14 protein-coding genes and 1 tRNA gene are annotated in these 16,227 nt (G+C 71.4%); 8 read left to right on the forward strand and 7 right to left on the reverse strand.

Annotation, left to right across the window (positions count from 1 at the left end; all coding sequences use genetic code 11):
- Window positions 1-126 precede the first annotated feature (126 nt).
- The gene (locus tag BIV25_RS24965) at window positions 127-552 is read left to right on the forward strand and encodes a hypothetical protein (RefSeq protein WP_071374649.1); all 426 of its coding nucleotides are present in this window, start codon (window positions 127-129) and stop codon (window positions 550-552) included.
- Between the two features lie 18 nt (window positions 553-570).
- Here BIV25_RS24965 and BIV25_RS24970 read toward each other — a convergent pair whose 3' ends face one another.
- Window positions 571-1,332: an SDR family oxidoreductase gene (locus BIV25_RS24970; protein WP_071374650.1), complete on the reverse strand. Its 762-nt coding sequence runs from the start codon at window positions 1,330-1,332 to the stop codon at window positions 571-573.
- Window positions 1,333-1,495: 163 nt separating this feature from the next.
- Here BIV25_RS24970 and BIV25_RS24975 point away from each other — a divergent pair, with 163 nt between their 5' ends.
- The gene (locus tag BIV25_RS24975) at window positions 1,496-2,323 is read left to right on the forward strand and encodes a helix-turn-helix transcriptional regulator (protein WP_177235411.1); all 828 of its coding nucleotides are present in this window, start codon (window positions 1,496-1,498) and stop codon (window positions 2,321-2,323) included.
- Window positions 2,324-2,622: 299 nt separating this feature from the next.
- Here the strand turns inward: BIV25_RS24975 and BIV25_RS24980 are convergent, their stop codons facing one another.
- The gene (locus tag BIV25_RS24980) at window positions 2,623-4,014 is read right to left on the reverse strand and encodes a cystathionine beta-synthase (protein WP_071374652.1); all 1,392 of its coding nucleotides are present in this window, start codon (window positions 4,012-4,014) and stop codon (window positions 2,623-2,625) included.
- 164 nt (window positions 4,015-4,178) lie between these two features.
- On the opposite strand from BIV25_RS24980, the gene BIV25_RS24985 reads away from it, so the two are divergent.
- From BIV25_RS24985 to BIV25_RS24995, 3 genes are all read left to right on the forward strand, one after another.
- Window positions 4,179-5,198 carry an SGNH/GDSL hydrolase family protein gene (locus BIV25_RS24985; protein WP_177235405.1) on the forward strand — a complete coding sequence of 340 codons (1,020 nt, stop codon included), beginning with the start codon at window positions 4,179-4,181 and terminating at the stop codon, window positions 5,196-5,198.
- A gap of 285 nt (window positions 5,199-5,483) precedes the next feature.
- Window positions 5,484-6,701 carry an acetyl-CoA C-acetyltransferase gene (locus BIV25_RS24990; RefSeq protein WP_071374654.1) on the forward strand — a complete coding sequence of 406 codons (1,218 nt, stop codon included), beginning with the start codon at window positions 5,484-5,486 and terminating at the stop codon, window positions 6,699-6,701.
- A gap of 283 nt (window positions 6,702-6,984) precedes the next feature.
- Window positions 6,985-7,767: a hypothetical protein gene (locus BIV25_RS24995; RefSeq protein ID WP_071374655.1), complete on the forward strand. Its 783-nt coding sequence runs from the start codon at window positions 6,985-6,987 to the stop codon at window positions 7,765-7,767.
- Between the two features lie 39 nt (window positions 7,768-7,806).
- Here the strand turns inward: BIV25_RS24995 and BIV25_RS25000 are convergent, their stop codons facing one another.
- Complete coding sequence (locus BIV25_RS25000; protein ID WP_079172946.1) at window positions 7,807-8,118, reverse strand: hypothetical protein; 312 nt, start codon at window positions 8,116-8,118, stop codon at window positions 7,807-7,809.
- A 99-nt stretch (window positions 8,119-8,217) separates the two neighbouring features.
- On the opposite strand from BIV25_RS25000, the gene BIV25_RS25005 reads away from it, so the two are divergent.
- Window positions 8,218-8,448 carry a DUF4287 domain-containing protein gene (locus BIV25_RS25005; RefSeq protein WP_020940491.1) on the forward strand — a complete coding sequence of 77 codons (231 nt, stop codon included), beginning with the start codon at window positions 8,218-8,220 and terminating at the stop codon, window positions 8,446-8,448.
- Between the two features lie 51 nt (window positions 8,449-8,499).
- Here the strand turns inward: BIV25_RS25005 and BIV25_RS25010 are convergent, their stop codons facing one another.
- The 3 genes from BIV25_RS25010 to BIV25_RS25020 all read right to left on the reverse strand — a co-directional run bounded on the left by BIV25_RS25010 (window position 8,500) and on the right by BIV25_RS25020 (window position 10,943).
- Window positions 8,500-9,357: a Bax inhibitor-1/YccA family protein gene (locus BIV25_RS25010; RefSeq protein ID WP_071374657.1), complete on the reverse strand. Its 858-nt coding sequence runs from the start codon at window positions 9,355-9,357 to the stop codon at window positions 8,500-8,502.
- A gap of 170 nt (window positions 9,358-9,527) precedes the next feature.
- Window positions 9,528-10,703, reverse strand: a complete 1,176-nt coding sequence (locus BIV25_RS25015; protein WP_071374658.1) for a 4-hydroxybenzoate 3-monooxygenase — start codon at window positions 10,701-10,703, stop codon at window positions 9,528-9,530.
- A gap of 153 nt (window positions 10,704-10,856) precedes the next feature.
- A tRNA-Leu gene (locus BIV25_RS25020) sits at window positions 10,857-10,943 on the reverse strand.
- A 427-nt stretch (window positions 10,944-11,370) separates the two neighbouring features.
- On the opposite strand from BIV25_RS25020, the gene BIV25_RS25025 reads away from it, so the two are divergent.
- Window positions 11,371-12,141, forward strand: coding sequence for an ABC transporter ATP-binding protein (locus BIV25_RS25025; RefSeq protein WP_071374659.1), 771 nt, complete (start codon window positions 11,371-11,373; stop codon window positions 12,139-12,141).
- Entirely contained in the window at window positions 12,141-14,669 is a 2,529-nt protein-coding gene (locus BIV25_RS25030; protein WP_071374660.1) for an ABC transporter permease, read from the forward strand. The genes BIV25_RS25025 and BIV25_RS25030 overlap by 1 nt, the downstream gene beginning before the upstream one ends.
- A 63-nt stretch (window positions 14,670-14,732) precedes the next feature.
- Here the strand turns inward: BIV25_RS25030 and BIV25_RS25035 are convergent, their stop codons facing one another.
- A complete protein-coding gene (locus BIV25_RS25035; protein ID WP_071374661.1) occupies window positions 14,733-16,028 on the reverse strand; it encodes a cyclopropane-fatty-acyl-phospholipid synthase family protein in 1,296 nt (431 codons plus the stop codon).
- Window positions 16,029-16,227: the final 199 nt, after the last annotated feature.

A 16,227-nucleotide genomic window follows, 5' to 3' on the forward strand; every position in this document is an offset into this window, starting at 1 on the left:
GAACTGTGCATGAGGCTATGCAGTCGGGCAAGGGGCATCTCGACGGGTCCACCCCCGCTGCCCCCGCCCCGGACAGGGGGGCTATCCCCAGTGCGCCATGGGCGGCCGCTCCGTAGCCTGGACGGCATGAGCACTCTGGACCCGCAGGACGTGGACCTGCGCAAGGATCTCGACGCCACGGTGCGGGCCCGCCGCGAGCTGGGCGAGGACTACGACTCCGCGCTGCTGGACTCCTTCCTGGAGAAGGCCGAGCGGCGCATCGACGACATCGTGGGCCGCCGGGTGCAGCGGCACCTGGCCGAGCAGCGGATGGCGAGCGCGCGCGGCGAGCGGCGGCCGAAGGACGCCGACAGCTGGGGAGAGCGCTTCGGGTTCGCGATCATCTCGCTGGTCCTCGCGATCCCGCTGACCGCCGTCTGCGGCGGCATCGCGGGGACGACCGGGACCATCGCCGCCTGGGCCGGCATCGTCGGCGTCAACTTCGCCCAGGCCGTCCGGCTCAACCCCGAACTGCTCGCCGGCCGCCGCGACCGCTCCCGCGACGACGGCTGACCGGACGCCGGGACCGGATCAGGCCTGCCGGGTCGGAAGGACCACGATCTGGCGGAGGTTGACGTGCCGGGGACGGCTGGTGGCGTAGGCGACGACGTCCGCGACCTCCGCCGGCGTCAGGCTGCCGATCGCGTCGAGCATGCCGTCCAGCTGGCCGGAGAGTTCCGTGCTGTCGATGTGCGTCGCCAGCTCGGTCTGTGTCAGTCCCGGCTCGATGTTGGTCACCCGCACGTCCCGCGGCCCGAACTCGCTGCGCAGGGACTGCGAGAGATAGGTGACCGCGGCCTTCGTGGCGCCGTACACCGCGTAGTTGGGGAACGGGACGTGGGCGCCGATCGAGGAGACGTCGACCAGGTCGGCGGTGCGGCCCTCGCCGGCGGCGGCCACCAGGTCGGCGCCGAAGGCGCGGATGACCCGCAGGACGCCGCCGACGTTGGTGTCGAGCATCCGCTGCCACTCGTCCGTCCGGCCGTCGGCGACGGGGTTCGGGAGCATGACACCGGCGTTGTTGACGACGAGGTCGACGGTCCCGAACGTCGTGTGCACCAGGTCCCGGGCGGCGTCCACGGACGCGTCGTCGGTGACGTCGGCGGCCACGGCGAGCGCCTCGCCCCCGTCGGCCCGGATCTTCTCCACCAGCGCCTGGAGCCGCTCGGCGCGCCGGGCGAGCAGCGCCACCCGGGCGCCCTCTGCGGCGAGTTGGACGGCGAGCGCCTCGCCGATGCCGCTGGCGGCTCCGGTGACGACGGCGGTGCGGCCGGACAGGTTCGCGTACGACATGGGTGCTCCCTCTGGGGATCGGCGCCGGGGGCTGCTCCCCGGCGGCTGACACCACCCTCGCCGGGCCCGGCGGCCGTACCCAGGGACGGGCTTTTCCTGGGTATGCCAGTACCAGGTTCGCGGCCGCCCGCTCCCCTAGGATCGGGCCATGGACGGGGACTGGCTGGACGGGGAAGTCGGCGACTTCCTGCGCTCGCGACGTGCACGGATCCAGCCCGAGGAGGTGGGGCTGCCCAGCCATGGGCGGCGCCGCGTACCGGGCCTGCGCCGCGAGGAGGTGGCCCAGCTCGCGGGGGTGAGCGTCGACTACTACATCCGCCTGGAGCAGGGCCGGGGTACGAGCGTCTCCGACGCCGTGCTGGACGCGATCGCGCGGGTGCTGCGGCTGGACGAGACCGAGCGCGCCTACCTGCGGACGGTGGCCCGCCCGCAGCACCGGCAGCGGGGCGAACGGCACCGGCCCGCGCCGCAGGTCCGCCCCGGCGTGCAGAGCCTGCTCGACGGCATGGCGCACAGCCCGGCGTTCGTGCTGGGCCGCCGCATGGACGTGCTCGCGTGGAACGCGCTCGGCGACGCGGTGAACGGCTTCAGCCGCGTCGCCCCGGCCGCGCGGAACATGCCCCGGCAGGTCTTCCTGAACCCGTCCGCCCGTGAGCTGTACCCGGAGTGGTCGGCGGTGGCCGCCACGACGGTGGCCAATCTGCGGCTTGCCGCCGGCCGGCACGCCGACGACCCCGAGCTGTGCGCCCTGGTCGGCGAACTCTCCCTGAAGAGCGAGGACTTCCGCCGGCTGTGGGCGGACCACGAGGTCCGGGAGTGCGCGTACGGCGTGAAGCGGATCCGACACCCGGTCGCGGGTCTGCTGACCCTGCCGTACGAGACGCTGACGGTCGGCCAGGACCCGGAGCAGACGATCGTGGTGTACACCCCGGAGAAGGGGTCGGAGACGGCGGAGCGCCTGGCGCTGCTGGCGAGTTGGACGACCGTCTAGAAAGCCGACGGCCGTCCGGAAAGCTTTCGCGGGGACCGCCGCACCCCCGTTTCCGGGGGGCGGGACGACGGCGGTCCCCGCGAGGGACGCGGGCCGGGTCAGGGCCGGGCATCACGCGTCCGTGGCGTCCATGGAGGTCCGGGAGCCGCTCCGGAGGTCCTTGGCGCCGTTCGGCGCCGGCCTGGGCGGGGAGCCGCTCCCACCCCTGCCGACGCCCACTAATGTGCCGGACCCGTGTTAAGCGTGTGCTGCGCGGACGTGACACGCTCGTACCACTTCCGCGAAGTCCACGCGTCCGGCTACTGCTTGCCGCCCTGGGCGAGGAAGGCCAGCAGGTCCTGGCGGCTGACCACGCCGGTCGGCTTGCCCTCGACGAGGACGATCGCCGCGTCCGCCGAGCCCAGCACCTGCATCAGGTCGCCGACGGCCTCGCCCGAGCCGACCTGCGGCAGCGGCGGGCACATGTGCTTCTCCAGCGGGTCCCCCAGGGAGGCGCGCTGGGAGAACAGGGCGTCCAGCAGCTCCCGTTCCACGACCGAGCCGACGACCTCGGCGGCCATCACGTCCGGGTGACCGGCGCCCGGCTTGACGACCGGCATCTGCGAGACGCCGTACTCGCGCAGCACCTCGATGGCCTGGCCGACGGTCTCCTCGGGGTGCATGTGCACGAGGGAGGGGATGGTGCCGCCCGCCTTGTGGTTCAGGACGTCGGCGACGCGGGCGCTGGGGCCCTCGTCCTCCAGGAAGCCGTAGTCGGCCATCCACTCGTCGTTGAAGATCTTGCTGAGGTACCCGCGCCCGCTGTCCGGCAGCAGCACGACCACGACGTCGTCCGGGCCGAGCCGCTCGGCGACCCGCAGCGCGGCGACGACGGCCATGCCGCAGGAGCCGCCCACCAGCAGGCCCTCCTCCTTGGCCAGGCGCCGGGTCATCTGGAAGGCGTCCTTGTCGGACACGGCGACGATCTCGTCGGCGACGGTGCGGTCGTAGGCGGTCGGCCAGAAGTCCTCGCCGACGCCCTCGATCAGGTACGGCCGCCCGGAGCCGCCGGAGTAGACGGAGCCCTCCGGGTCCGCGCCGACGACCTGGACCGTGCCGTCACTGGCGTCCTTCAGGTAGCGACCGGTGCCGGAGATGGTGCCGCCGGTGCCCACGCCCGCCACGAAGTGGGTGATCTTCCCCTCGGTCTGCTCCCAGAGCTCGGGGCCGGTCGAGTGATAGTGGGAGAGCGGGTTGTTGGGGTTGGAGTACTGGTCCGGCTTCCACGCGCCCGGGGTCTCGCGCACGAGCCGGTCGGAGACGTTGTAGTACGAGTCGGGGTGCTCGGGGTCCACGGCGGTCGGGCAGACGACGACCTCCGCACCGTACGCGCGCAGCACGTTGATCTTGTCGGTGCTCACCTTGTCAGGGCACACGAAGATGCACTTGTACCCCTTCTGCTGAGCGACGATCGCAAGCCCCACACCGGTGTTGCCGCTGGTCGGCTCCACGATGGTGCCGCCCGGCTTCAGCTCGCCGCTCTGCTCGGCGGCCTCGATCATGCGCAGGGCGATGCGGTCCTTCACGGAGCCGCCGGGGTTGAAGTACTCGACCTTGGCAAGGACGGTCGCCTGGATGCCCTTGGTCACGTTGTTGAGCCGCACCAGCGGGGTGTTGCCGACGAGGCTGATCATCGAGTCGTGGAATTGCACCGTTGTCTCCGGTTGCTGTGCACAAAAACAGTGGTCGTAGTGGTTCCGCCAGCCTACGGCCCAGGCGTGCGGCGCGGTGGCCGTTCACTCCCCGTTGAGATTGGCGCACGGGCTGTACGGGGCAAGGAGTGGGTGTACGGCTACGAGGGAGGTGGCGGCGACGCATGACGAGCATGTCGAGGGCGCGGGTGGCCCGGCGCATCGCGGCCGGAGCGGCGTACGGCGGTGGCGGGGTCGGCCTGGCCGGCGCGGCCGCCGTCGGCCTGCTGCTGGCGGAGGTACGGCTGGCCCGGCGCCATGTGGGCAACGGCAGCGGCGGCCGGGTCCCGACGGCCGACGGGATCTACGGCCACACCTACGACGTCCCCGGCGAGCCGCCCCTCAGGCTGGCCATGCTCGGCGACTCGACGGCGGCCGGGCAGGGCGTGCACCGGGCGGGCCAGACCCCGGGGGCGCTGCTGGCCTCGGGGCTCGCGGCAGTGGCGGAACGCCCGGTGGAGCTCCGTAACGTCGCCCAGCCCGGTGCGCAGTCGGACGACCTGGACCGGCAGGTGGCGCTGGTCCTCGGCGCCCCCTCCCCCGTCCCCGACATCTGCGTGATCATGGTCGGCGCGAACGACGTCACCCACCGGATGCCGCCGACCCGTTCGGTACGGCACCTGTCGTCGGCGGTACGGCGGCTGCGCACGGCCGGGGCCGAGGTGGTGGTCGGCACCTGTCCCGACCTCGGCACGATCGAGCCGGTGCAGCAGCCGTTGCGCTGGCTGGCCCGGCGGGCCTCGCGGCAGCTGGCGGCGGCCCAGACGATCGGCGCGGTGGAGCAGGGGGGCCGCACGGTGTCGCTGGGCGACCTGCTGGGGCCGGAGTTCGAGGCGAACCCCCGGGAGCTGTTCGGCCCGGACAACTACCACCCCTCGGCCGAGGGCTACGCGACGGCGGCGATGGCCGTCCTGCCCACGGTGTGCGCGGCGCTCGGTCTGTGGCCGGCGGAGGAGGAGCGCCCGGACGTGATGCGGCGCGAGGGCTTCCTGCCGGTGGCCCGGGCCGCGGCCGAGGCCGCCTCGGAGGCGGGCACGGAGGTCACCGCGGCGATGCCGACGGGCCCCCGCGGCCCCTGGGCCCTGCTGAAGCGCCGACGCCGCCGCCGCGTCCCGGAAGCCGAACCGGCGACTCCGTCGATGTGACCGCCCCGGCCCACCCGCCCAGACGTCCACCTCTCGGCCGACCGTGGGCCGGGTGGTGGGTGGGGCACAGGCCGGCGGGCCAGGGGGCGGAGCCCCCTGGGACGGCAACCCCTGCGCACCCTCACCCCTTCCCACACCCGCGCCCCTCTCGGCCGAGCCGCCGAAGGCCAAAGCAAGCGCTTAGTAAATTGCGGCCAGTGTCACACCACCACACACGTGACCCCGACCATACGGAGCGGTAACTTCCCAGACGGCCCTGCCCAACTTCTGTCCACTGGAGCCGTGATGCCCGAAGCCGTCATCGTCTCGACCGCCCGCTCCCCCATCGGCCGCGCTGGCAAGGGTTCCCTCAAGGATCTGCGCCCCGACGACCTGACCGCCACGATCATCCAGGCCGCCCTCGCCAAGGTCCCCGAGCTGGACCCGAAGGACATCGACGACCTGATGCTCGGCTGCGGCCTCCCCGGCGGCGAGCAGGGCCACAACCTCGGCCGCATCGTCGCCGTGCAGATGGGCATGGACCACCTGCCGGGCTGCACGATCACCCGCTACTGCTCCTCCTCCCTGCAGACCTCCCGGATGGCCCTGCACGCCATCAAGGCCGGTGAGGGCGACGTCTTCATCTCGGCCGGCGTCGAGACGGTCTCCCGCTACGTCAACGGCAGTTCGGACATGCCGAGCGGCCGCAACCCGCTCTTCGCCGAGGCCGAGGCCCGTACCGCCGCCGTGGCCGAGTCGACCGGCTCCACCTGGCACGACCCGCGCGAGGACGGCCTGCTGCCCGACGCGTACATCTCGATGGGCCAGACCGCCGAGAACCTGGCCCGGATCAAGGGCGTCACCCGCCAGGAGATGGACGAGTTCGGCGTCCGCTCGCAGAACCTCGCCGAGGAAGCCATCAAGAACGGCTTCTGGGAGCGCGAGATCACCCCGGTGACGCTTCCCGACGGCACGGTCGTCAGCAAGGACGACGGCCCGCGCGCCGGCGTCACCATGGAGGGCGTGTCCGGGCTCAAGCCGGTCTTCCGCCCCGACGGTCTCGTCACGGCCGGCAACTGCTGCCCGCTCAACGACGGCGCCGCGGCCGTGGTCATCATGTCCGACACCAAGGCCCGCGAGCTGGGCCTGACCCCGCTCGCCCGCATCGTGTCCACCGGCGTCTCCGGCCTGTCCCCCGAGATCATGGGCCTCGGCCCGGTCGAGGCCAGCAAGCAGGCGCTGCGCCGGGCCGGCCTGGGCATCGGCGACATCGACCTGGTCGAGATCAACGAGGCCTTCGCCGCCCAGGTGATCCCCTCCTACCGGGAGCTCGGCATCGACCTCGACAAGCTGAACGTCAACGGTGGCGCCATCGCCGTCGGCCACCCCTTCGGCATGACCGGCGCGCGCATCACCGGCACGCTCATCAACTCCCTCCAGTGGCACGACAAGCAGTTCGGCCTGGAGACGATGTGCGTCGGCGGCGGCCAGGGCATGGCAATGGTCATCGAGCGCCTCAGCTGAGCCACCATCCGTAACGGGGCGGGCACGTCCCGTCATGAAACGGCCCGGAACCGAGGAAACGCCTTGGTTCCGGGCCTTTTCGTGATCCAATCTCACCCAGGATGTGACCTATCTCGCCTGACGGTCATATCAGTGCAGGTCAACGCAGGTCAGTGCGGTGCCGGGGGAGTCCACGAGGTCAAAGTCCTGTCCGTTTCGTGACGTTACGCACTGACAGCTGGATAGTCCGCCCTTCAAGCTGATGTAGGAAGTCGGGGGTCGACTTTGAACCGGGAGTACGTCAGTGAGCGCCATGCCGATCGCCCTGCTGCTCACCACGGTCGCCACCGGCGCCGTGGGCGTCGCCGTCCTGCGCACCGTCCTGCAGCTGCGCCGCCAGCTGACGGCGCTGCACCAGCAGCTCGCCGAGGACCGGGCCGCCGCCACGCGCGCCCTGCTGCCGAGCGCCCGCACGCATGCCGACGCCGAGCAGATACGTGCCGCCGTGGCCGAGGCGCTCGCCGAGGAGCGGGAGCGCGAGCTGGCCGAGGCGCGCGCCTTCTGGGCCGCCCAGGAAGCCCGTGACGGCTCCGACGCGCCGTCCCTGCTCGGGCTGGGCGACACCGAGCTGTTCCTGCCGCGGCAGAGCGACTTCGCCGGTCTGGAGCCGGTGTCCGAGCCGACCGCCGAGCCCGACGAGTTCGCGGGAGAGTCCCCGGAGCTGGCCGCCGCCCGCCGCCGGCACCCCTCGCACCCCGACTTCGTCCCGGTGCAGTCCCCGGTCGTGGGCGACCACGAGCGCACGGTGACCACGCTGGAGCAGCTGGCCGCCGACCGCGTCGAACTGGCCGACGTCCGCCCGGGCCCGCTCGGCACCCTCGACGTCTACGTCTTCGCCGACGGCACCACCCTGTGCATGACGCCGGGCCACCGCGAGACCGCCGAACGCCTGGCCACAGCCGTGGAGTCGGGCGACACCCCCTACCTCCTGGGCGGTTCGGGCATCTCCGGCGCCTACACCCTCACCTTCGCCTGCGGCGAGGAGATGGTGTACATCCTGGCGGACCGGGTCATAGCGTCCCTGTAAGGCTCCCGTGCCCCGGCAAGGCTCCATCGGAGCGGGCCGCTAGACCCCCGCCTTCTGCCGCGCCTCCTCCACCAGCCGCACCGCTTCGGCGACCTCGTCCTCGGTCCGCAGCACCAGTCCCACATCATGCGCGGCCACGAGGATCTGGTCGGCGGCGGCGAACATCCCCGCGTCCGGCATCTCCCGGGGCTCGCTCCCCGGCTCCTCGACGCGCTGCGCCCACCGGGCCAACTGCCGCGCCAGCGCCAGCGCCTCCGCGGCCGCGCCGCGTTGCAGCCGGCTCTGCGGAGCGGCCCGCAACCGGTCGGCGAAGAACTCCACTGCTTGGGTCAAGGGCGTCGTATCAACCACGCGCCGAGCGTAACCCGCCGGACTGTTGCCAACACGCGAACGCTCAGGCACCGTGACGTGAAGGACCGGCTTACATCCCCTTTGCGTTCGGAGGCGCCGATGTCCCAGCTCTTCTCCGAGGAGACCCACCGCAATCTGCTCGCCCGCATCCCGCACTGCACCGGTCGTGAAGTCTCCGACTGGCTGCGCACCGTAGAAGAAGGCCCCGCCCTGTTCCGCTTCGAGGAGAAGGTCAGCTGGCTCCGGCACGAGTACGACCTCGCGTACGGCCACGCGAAGGCGATCGTGCACGAGTACGACTTGAGGAGGGCGGCCCGCAAGCTGCTCTGAACGTCGAAGGGCCCCGGGCGGTGAAGCCCGGGGCCCTTGCCGACGTGGTCGTCAGTCCCTGCTGAAGATGGCCACCAGGCGCAGCATCTCGACGTAGATCCACACCAGGGTCGTGGTGAGACCGAACGCCGCGAGCCAGGCCTCGCCCCGCGGTGCGCCGTAGGCGATGCCGTCCTCGATCTGCTTGAAGTCCAGCGTCAGGAAGAACGCGCCGAGCAGGATGGCGAAGATGCCGACGAGCGCGCCGAGCGGGCCGAAGCTGCGCAGGCCGCCGTTCTCGGCGACGCCGAACACGACCAGCAGCAGGTTGACCGCCATGACGACCATGAAGGCCATCGCGATGGCGAGGCCCATCCGGGCGTAGCGCGCGGTGACGCGGATCCAGCCCGCCTTGTAGACGAGCAGGGTGGCGCCGGCGACCGCCATCGTGCCGAGCACCGCCTGGAACGGGGCACCGCTCCAGCGGCTGTTGTACATCTCGCTGATGACGCCGAGGAAGACGCCCTCGAACGCGGCGTACCCCAGGATCAGGGCGGGGGACGGGGTGCGCTTGAAGCTCTGGATCATCGCCAGGACGAACGCGACCAGCGCGGAGCCGACGGCCAGGCCGTAGCTCGTCGTCGACACCGGCAGCAGCGCCCAGGCGAGGACGGCGCCGACGGCGACCGTGCCGAGCGTCATGGCCGAGCGGACGACGACGTCGTCCATGGTCATGCGGTCGGTGGTGACCGGGGCCTGCGGGGGCGCGCCCTGCTGAAGGCCCTGTTGGGCATACGGGTTCTGCGCGTAGGGGTTCTGCGCATACGGGTTGCCCTGTGCGTACCCGGCCTGCGGTGCGGTGTTGAAGCCGGCGTAGCCGTTGTCGCGGCTGAACCCCCGTCGCGAGAAGACCGGGTTACTGCTCCTCATCTCACTCCTCCATGGCTGCCGAGCGCAGCCTTGGCTCAAAGCGTAATGGATTGGCAAAGGGTCGACCATGATACTTGAGGAGGATCTTTCCCCTGCCGTGCTGCGCAACACGCTACGCGTGCAGGCGATTCCCGGCCACGGGTGATCGCGTTCCATGACGAACCTGGGACCTAACCGAGAGGAAACCCCGTGTAGGCCTCGGCCAGATCGGTCTGCGCCGCGGGCGAGGAGGCGATCCGGGCCAGCCGCGCCCGCTGGATCCCGACGTCGAAAGGCGTGGCGCCGGGGGCCGGATGGAGCAGTGTCGTCATGTCGTAGGAGAAGCGCTCGGCCTGCCACACGCGGCGCAGGCACGTCGCGGAGTAGGCGTCGAGGAGGTCCGGGGAGCCGGTCTCCCGCTCGTGGACGAGCGCCCGGGCGAAGGTGACGACGTCACCGACGGCGAGGTTCAGTCCCTTGGCGCCGGTCGGCGGGACGATGTGAGCGGCGTCACCGGCGAGGAAGAGGCGGCCGTGGCACATCGGTTCGTGGACGAAGGAGCGCATGGGCGTGACCGACTTCCGGGTGACCGGCCCGCGCTCCAGCCGCCAGCCGTCGTCCGTCTCCAGCCGCCGGTCGAGTTCCGACCAGATCTCGCCGTCGGCCCACTCCTCGGCCCGCGTCCCCGCCGGCACCTGGAGGTAGAGACGGGAGACGGACGCGGACCGCATCGACAGCAGGGCGAAGCCGCGGTCGTGGCGCGCGTAGACGAGTTCGTCGTGCGAGGGCGGGGCGTCGGCGAGGATGCCGAGCCAGGCGTAGGGGTACGCCCGCTCGGACACGCGGGCGACCGCGGCCGGTACGGCGGCCCGCGCCACGCCCCGGAAGCCGTCGCAGCCGACGACGTAGTCGCACTCCAGCACGTCCTCGCGCCCCTCGTGCCGGAACCGCACCCGCGGGCGCTCGCCGCCGGCCCCCTCGACGGCGAGCGCCTGCGCCTCGAACAGCAGCGGTCCGCCGTCCTTCAGCTGGAGGGCGATGAGGTCCTTGCAGACCTCGGTCTGGGCGTAGACCGTCACGGACCGTCCGCCGGTGCGGGCGCGGAGGTCGACGCGATGGCGGGTGCGGTCGAAGCGCAGCTCGATGCCGTCGTGCCGCAGGCCCTCGCGGTCCATCCGCTCCCCGGCGCCCGCCGCGCGCAGCACGTCCGCGGTCCCCTGCTCCAGGATCCCGGCGCGCTGGCGGTGTTCGACGTAGGCCCGGTCGCGGCTCTCCAGGACGACCGCGTCGACGCCCGCGCGGTGCAGCAGCCGTGCGAGCAGCAGCCCGGCCGGCCCCGCTCCGATGATCCCGACGGTGGTGCGCATGGATCCTGCCCCTTCCCACAGCGACGAGTCCGTTGTCCGCCATTGGCCGCGTTGTTCGCCTGGTGAAATTTCCTTCACCGGTTGGCGGGCATGAGTCTCCGCCGGGGTGTGGGTGATGTCAACGGGTGAACGCCGAAGGGGAGAGAGGCGCGGTGGTGCCCGGAGCCGGACTTGAACCGGCACGCCCGCGAAGGGGCAGCGAGGTTTAAGCTCGCCGTGTCTGCATTCCACCATCCGGGCAGGCCATGGGCTCCGCGTCGAGGGTCCGAGCCTATCGGGGCCCATCCCCCGAACAGCGGAAGGGCAGACCGATGTTGTCTTATTTTATTGACGTCTGAGGGTGCATCAGCCCATGGAACGCGCCATCCGCACTTGCCAGACAGCGTGACGTGACGGGAACACGTGTGTACGTGAAATGACGGAATTTCACCGTCCGAACGAGGGCACTCCACCTGTTCTCGACACGGTCGGGACCACCACGCGCGCGTGCCTCCTTCGACGTGGTTCCTCAGGGTCCGCCGTCCTCCCCAGGTATGACACGGCGACCTCGTGTCCGACCCGAGTCCCCCTCGGGAACCGGAACAGCGACTGACGCCACGCGCCGCTTGCGCCGAGACGATGGAGCAGTCCCCACGAACACACGTCGTCCCGACAGGAGCACCCTCCCGTGACCACCACACCCACCGCAGCCCGGACCACCGCCGTGGCCGCACGCGCCACGGAGCTGTCGAAGATCTACGGGCAGGGTGAGACCCGGGTGGTCGCCCTGGACCGGGTCTCCGTCGAGTTCCGGCAGGCCGAGTTCACCGCGATCATGGGCCCCTCCGGCTCCGGCAAGTCCACGCTGATGCACTGCGTGGCGGGCCTGGACACCTTCTCCTCGGGTTCCGTGCGCATCGGCGAGACCGAGCTGGGCTCCCTGAAGGACAAGCAGCTCACCAAGCTCCGCCGGGACAAGATCGGCTTCATCTTCCAGGCCTTCAACCTGCTGCCGACGCTGACCGCGCTGGAGAACATCACCCTCCCGATGGACATCGCGGGCCGCAGGCCCGACAAGGCCTGGCTGGAGAAGGTGATCGAGATGGTCGGGCTGTCCGGGCGGCTCAGCCACCGGCCCTCCCAGCTCTCCGGCGGCCAGCAGCAGCGCGTGGCCGTCGCCCGCGCCCTCGCCTCCCGGCCCGACATCATCTTCGGCGACGAGCCGACCGGAAACCTCGACTCGCGCTCCGGCGCCGAGGTGCTGGGCTTCCTGCGCAACTCGGTGCGCGAGCTGGGCCAGACCGTCGTCATGGTGACCCACGACCCGGTCGCCGCCGCCTACGCGGACCGTGTCGTCTTCCTCGCGGACGGGCGGATCGTGGACGAGATCTACGGCCCGACCGCCGACGCCGTCCTCGACCTCATGAAGCAGTTCGACGCGAAGGGCCGTACCAGCTGATGTTCCGCACCGCCCTGCGCAACGTCCTCGCGCACAAGGCCCGGCTCCTGATGACGGTCCTCGCCGTCATGCTCGGCGTGGCCTTCGTCTCCGGGACACTCGTCTTCACCAACACCATCTCCGACGCCTACCAGAAGAGTTCCGCCAAGGGCTTCGACCAGGTCGACGTCGCCGTACGGGCCACCTACCAGGACTCCGAGGGCGACAAGGTCGGCAGGACGCCGGATCTGACCCAGGCCGTGCTCGACAAGGCCGCGAAGGTCCCCGGCGCCGCCTCCGCCACCGGTGTCGTCACCGGCTTCACCGCCGTCGCCGACAAGGACGGCAAGCTGGCCGGCGGCGACTGGCAGTCCGCCGGCGGCAACTACTGGGGCACCAAGGACGCCCGGTATCCGCTGGTCAGCGGCCACGCCCCGCACGGCAAGGGCGAGGTGCTGCTCGACTCCGAGACCGCCAAGCGGGCCGGCTACAAGGTCGGCGACACCGTACGGCTCTCCGTCGACGGCCCGGTCCTCACCCCGACCGTCGCGGGCATCTTCACCACCGACGACGGCAACGTCGCCGCGGGCGGCAGCCTCGCCCTGTTCGACACGCCGACCGCACAGCAGCTCTTCGGCAAGAAGGGCGGCTACGACGAGATCGACGTCAAGGCCGCGGCCGGCACCAGCCAGAGCACGCTGAAGTCCGCGCTGGACTCGGCGCTGCCGAAGCACCTGGTGGAGACCACCACCGGCAAGCAGCTCGCCGACGACCAGGCGAAGGCCATCGCCGAATCGATGAGCGGTCTGAAGCAGGCGCTGCTGGTGTTCGCCGGTATCGCGCTGTTCGTCGGCACGTTCATCATCGCCAACACCTTCACCATGCTGGTCGCCCAGCGCACCCGGGAACTGGCCCTGATGCGCGCGGTCGGCGCCTCCCGCCGCCAGGTCACCCGCTCGGTGCTGATCGAGGCGTTCGCGGTCGGCGCGGTCGCCGGTGTGGCCGGTCTGGCCGCCGGTATCGGCATCGGCGCGGGCCTGCGTTCGCTGCTCGGTTCCTTCGGCGCGAGCGTGCCCGACGGGCCGCTGGTGATCAGCTCCGGCACCGTGATCGCGGCGCTCGCGGTCGGCGTCCTCGTCACCATGCTGGCCGCCTGGCTGCCCGGCCGCCGGGCCGCGAAGATCCCGCCGGTGGCGGCGATGAGCAGCGTGCACGCCAAGGCCACCACCAAGTCGCTGGTCCTGCGCAACACGTTCGGCGCGCTGTTCTCCGGGGCGGGCATCGCCGTGGTCCTCGCGGCCACCTCGATGAACGCCGACTCCGCCCAGGGCCCGATGGGCATCGGCGCGGTCCTGCTCATCATCGGCGTGTTCATCCTGACCCCGCTGCTGTCCCGCCCGCTGATCGCGGCCGCCGCCCCGGTGCTGCGCGTCTTCGGCGTCTCGGGCAAGCTGGCGCGGCAGAACTCGGTGCGCAACCCGCGCCGTACGGCGGCCACGGCCTCCGCGCTGATGATCGGCCTGACCCTGATCACCGGCATGACGGTGATGGCGGGCAGCCTGCAGACCGCCATCGACAAGATGGCCTCCTCGGCGATCCGCGCGGACTACGTCGTCTCGATGGCCAACCGCTCCCCGCTCTCCCCGGAGGTGGCGACGAAGCTCGCCGCGGCCGACGGCGTCACCGCCAGCAGCCCGCTGCGCAACGCCCCGTCCCGCATCGACGGCAAGACCGAGTTCCTGACGGGTGTCGACGGCGCGTCCATCACGAAGCTGACGGACCTGAAGGTCGACGACGGCACGTTCAAGGTCGGCGGCTCGCAGGTCGTCGTGGACAAGGACCGGGCCAAGGAGTACGGCTGGACGCCCGGTTCGCACTTCACCGCGCACTTCGAGGACGGCAAGGCCCGGCAGCTGACCGTCGCCGGTGTCTACGAGGGCAACGACATGATCAACGGGATCATGCTCGACAACAAGGTCCTCACCCCGCACCTGAAGAACCCGGCCGACATGCAGGTCATGGTCAAGACGGCGGACGGCGCCTCCGCGGCGACGAAGGACCGGCTGACCAAGGACCTGGGCACCAACCCGGCGATCAAGATCCAGGACAAGAAGGACATCTCAAACCAGATCGCCCAGATGTTCACGACGATGCTGAACATGCTCTACGGCCTGCTCGGCATGGCGGTGATCGTCGCGGTCCTCGGTGTCATCAACACCCTGGCGATGTCGGTCTTCGAGCGCTCCCAGGAGATCGGCATGCTCCGCGCGATCGGCCTGGACCGCAAGGCGGTCAAGCGCATGGTCCGCCTGGAGTCCCTGGTGATCTCCCTGTTCGGCGGCGTGCTCGGCATCGGCCTGGGCGTCTTCTTCGGCTGGGCGGCCGGACAGCTGCTCGGCACGAAGATGCCGACGTACGAACTGGTCCTGCCCTGGGGCCGGATGGCGCTCTTCCTGCTGCTGGCCGGCGGGGTCGGCGTCCTGGCCGCCCTGTGGCCGGCCCGGCGCGCGGCCAGGCTGAACATGCTGGCGGCGATCAAGGCCGAGTAGCCGTACGGCAGTGAACGAGAAGGGGGCCTCGCGGCTGCGAGGCCCCCTTCGCCGTACGGACCCTCAGGCGGTGTTCCAGGTGCGGGTCCGCGGCGGCAGCCCCGAGGCGCCCGACTCCGGGGTGCGCACGGCCAGGACCTGGTTGACGCCGATGCGGTTGCGCTCGAAGGAGAGCGCGGAGGCGGCCATGTACAGCCGCCAGACGCGGGCGCGGCCGGGGCCGGTGAGCCGGACCGCGCGGTCCCAGTCCGCCTCCAGGTTGCCGACCCACCGGCGCAGAGTGCGGGCGTAGTGCTCGCGGATCGCCTCCACGTCCCGCACCTCGAACCCGGCGCGCTCCAGCTGGGTGACGGTGGTGCCGATGGGGGCGAGTTCGCCGTCGGGGAAGACGTAGGCGTCGATGAAGTCGTCCACCTCGTACGCCGTCTCGTCGCGCTGCGGGCGGCGGGCGATCTGGTGGTTGAGCAGCCGTCCGCCCGGCTTGAGCAGGGCGTACAGCTGGCTCGCGTACTCCAGATAGCGCTCGGCACCGACGTGTTCGGCCATGCCGATGGAGGAGACGGCGTCGAAGGGGCCGTCCACGACGTCCCGGTAGTCCTGGACGCGGATCTCCACCAGGTCGGTCAGCCCCTCGTCGGCGACCCGCTTGCGGGCGTAGGCGGCCTGCTCCTGGGAGAGGGTGATCCCGACGACGCTCACGCCGTGCTCGCGGGCCGCGTGGATCGCCATCGAGCCCCAGCCGCAGCCGACGTCCAGCAGCCGCTGACCCTCCGTCAGGCCGAGCTTGGCGCAGACGAGTTCGAGTTTGTCGCGCTGGGCGGACTCCAGCGTCCCGCCGTCCTCCCAGTATGCGCAGGAGTACACCATCGACGGGCCGAGGACCAGCTCGTAGAAGTCGTTGCCGACGTCGTAGTGGTGGCTGATGGCCTGCCTGTCGGTGCGCCGCGTGTGCAGCCTCCGGCGGGGCCGGCGGACCTCCTCGCGCGGCGGGGCGGGCGGCAGCGGGGGCCCGGCGATCCGGAGCAGGTCGAGGACGGCGGCGCGGACGACGGGGTCGCGCAGGGCCTGGCGCAGGGTGCGGGCGTCCTCGCCGCGCTCCCACACCAGGGACGCCATCGCGTCCAGCGCGGAGTACAGGTCGCCCTCGACGTCCAGGTCGCCGGCGACCCAGGCGCGGGCGAGGCCCAGTTCACCCGGTTTGAACAGGATGCGGCGCAGGGCACGGCGGTTGCGCACGACCAGCGTCGGCGCACCCGGCGGCCCGGCCTGCGATCCGTCCCAGGCCTGGATCCGTACCGGGAGCGGAACTCCCAGCATCTGCTCGGCAAGACGACTCAGCCGCGACGCGGCGTCGGCCATGGCGCACACCTCCAAGACGACGATCCCGGATGCCGGTTACCACGTAAACACCTGCGGGGCTCGGCCACAGTCCCCCACCGGCGTTACAGGTGGGCAAAATAGATGCAGACGCCACGGGGCTCCGCCCCTGACCCCGCTCCTCAATCACCGGAGGGGCTGTCTCGCTTCCCGGAACGCCGAAGGGCCCCCTGCACCACGG

It is taken from the genome of Streptomyces sp. MUSC 14 (assembly GCF_001866675.1).
Classification (GTDB): Bacteria; Actinomycetota; Actinomycetes; order Streptomycetales; family Streptomycetaceae; genus Streptomyces.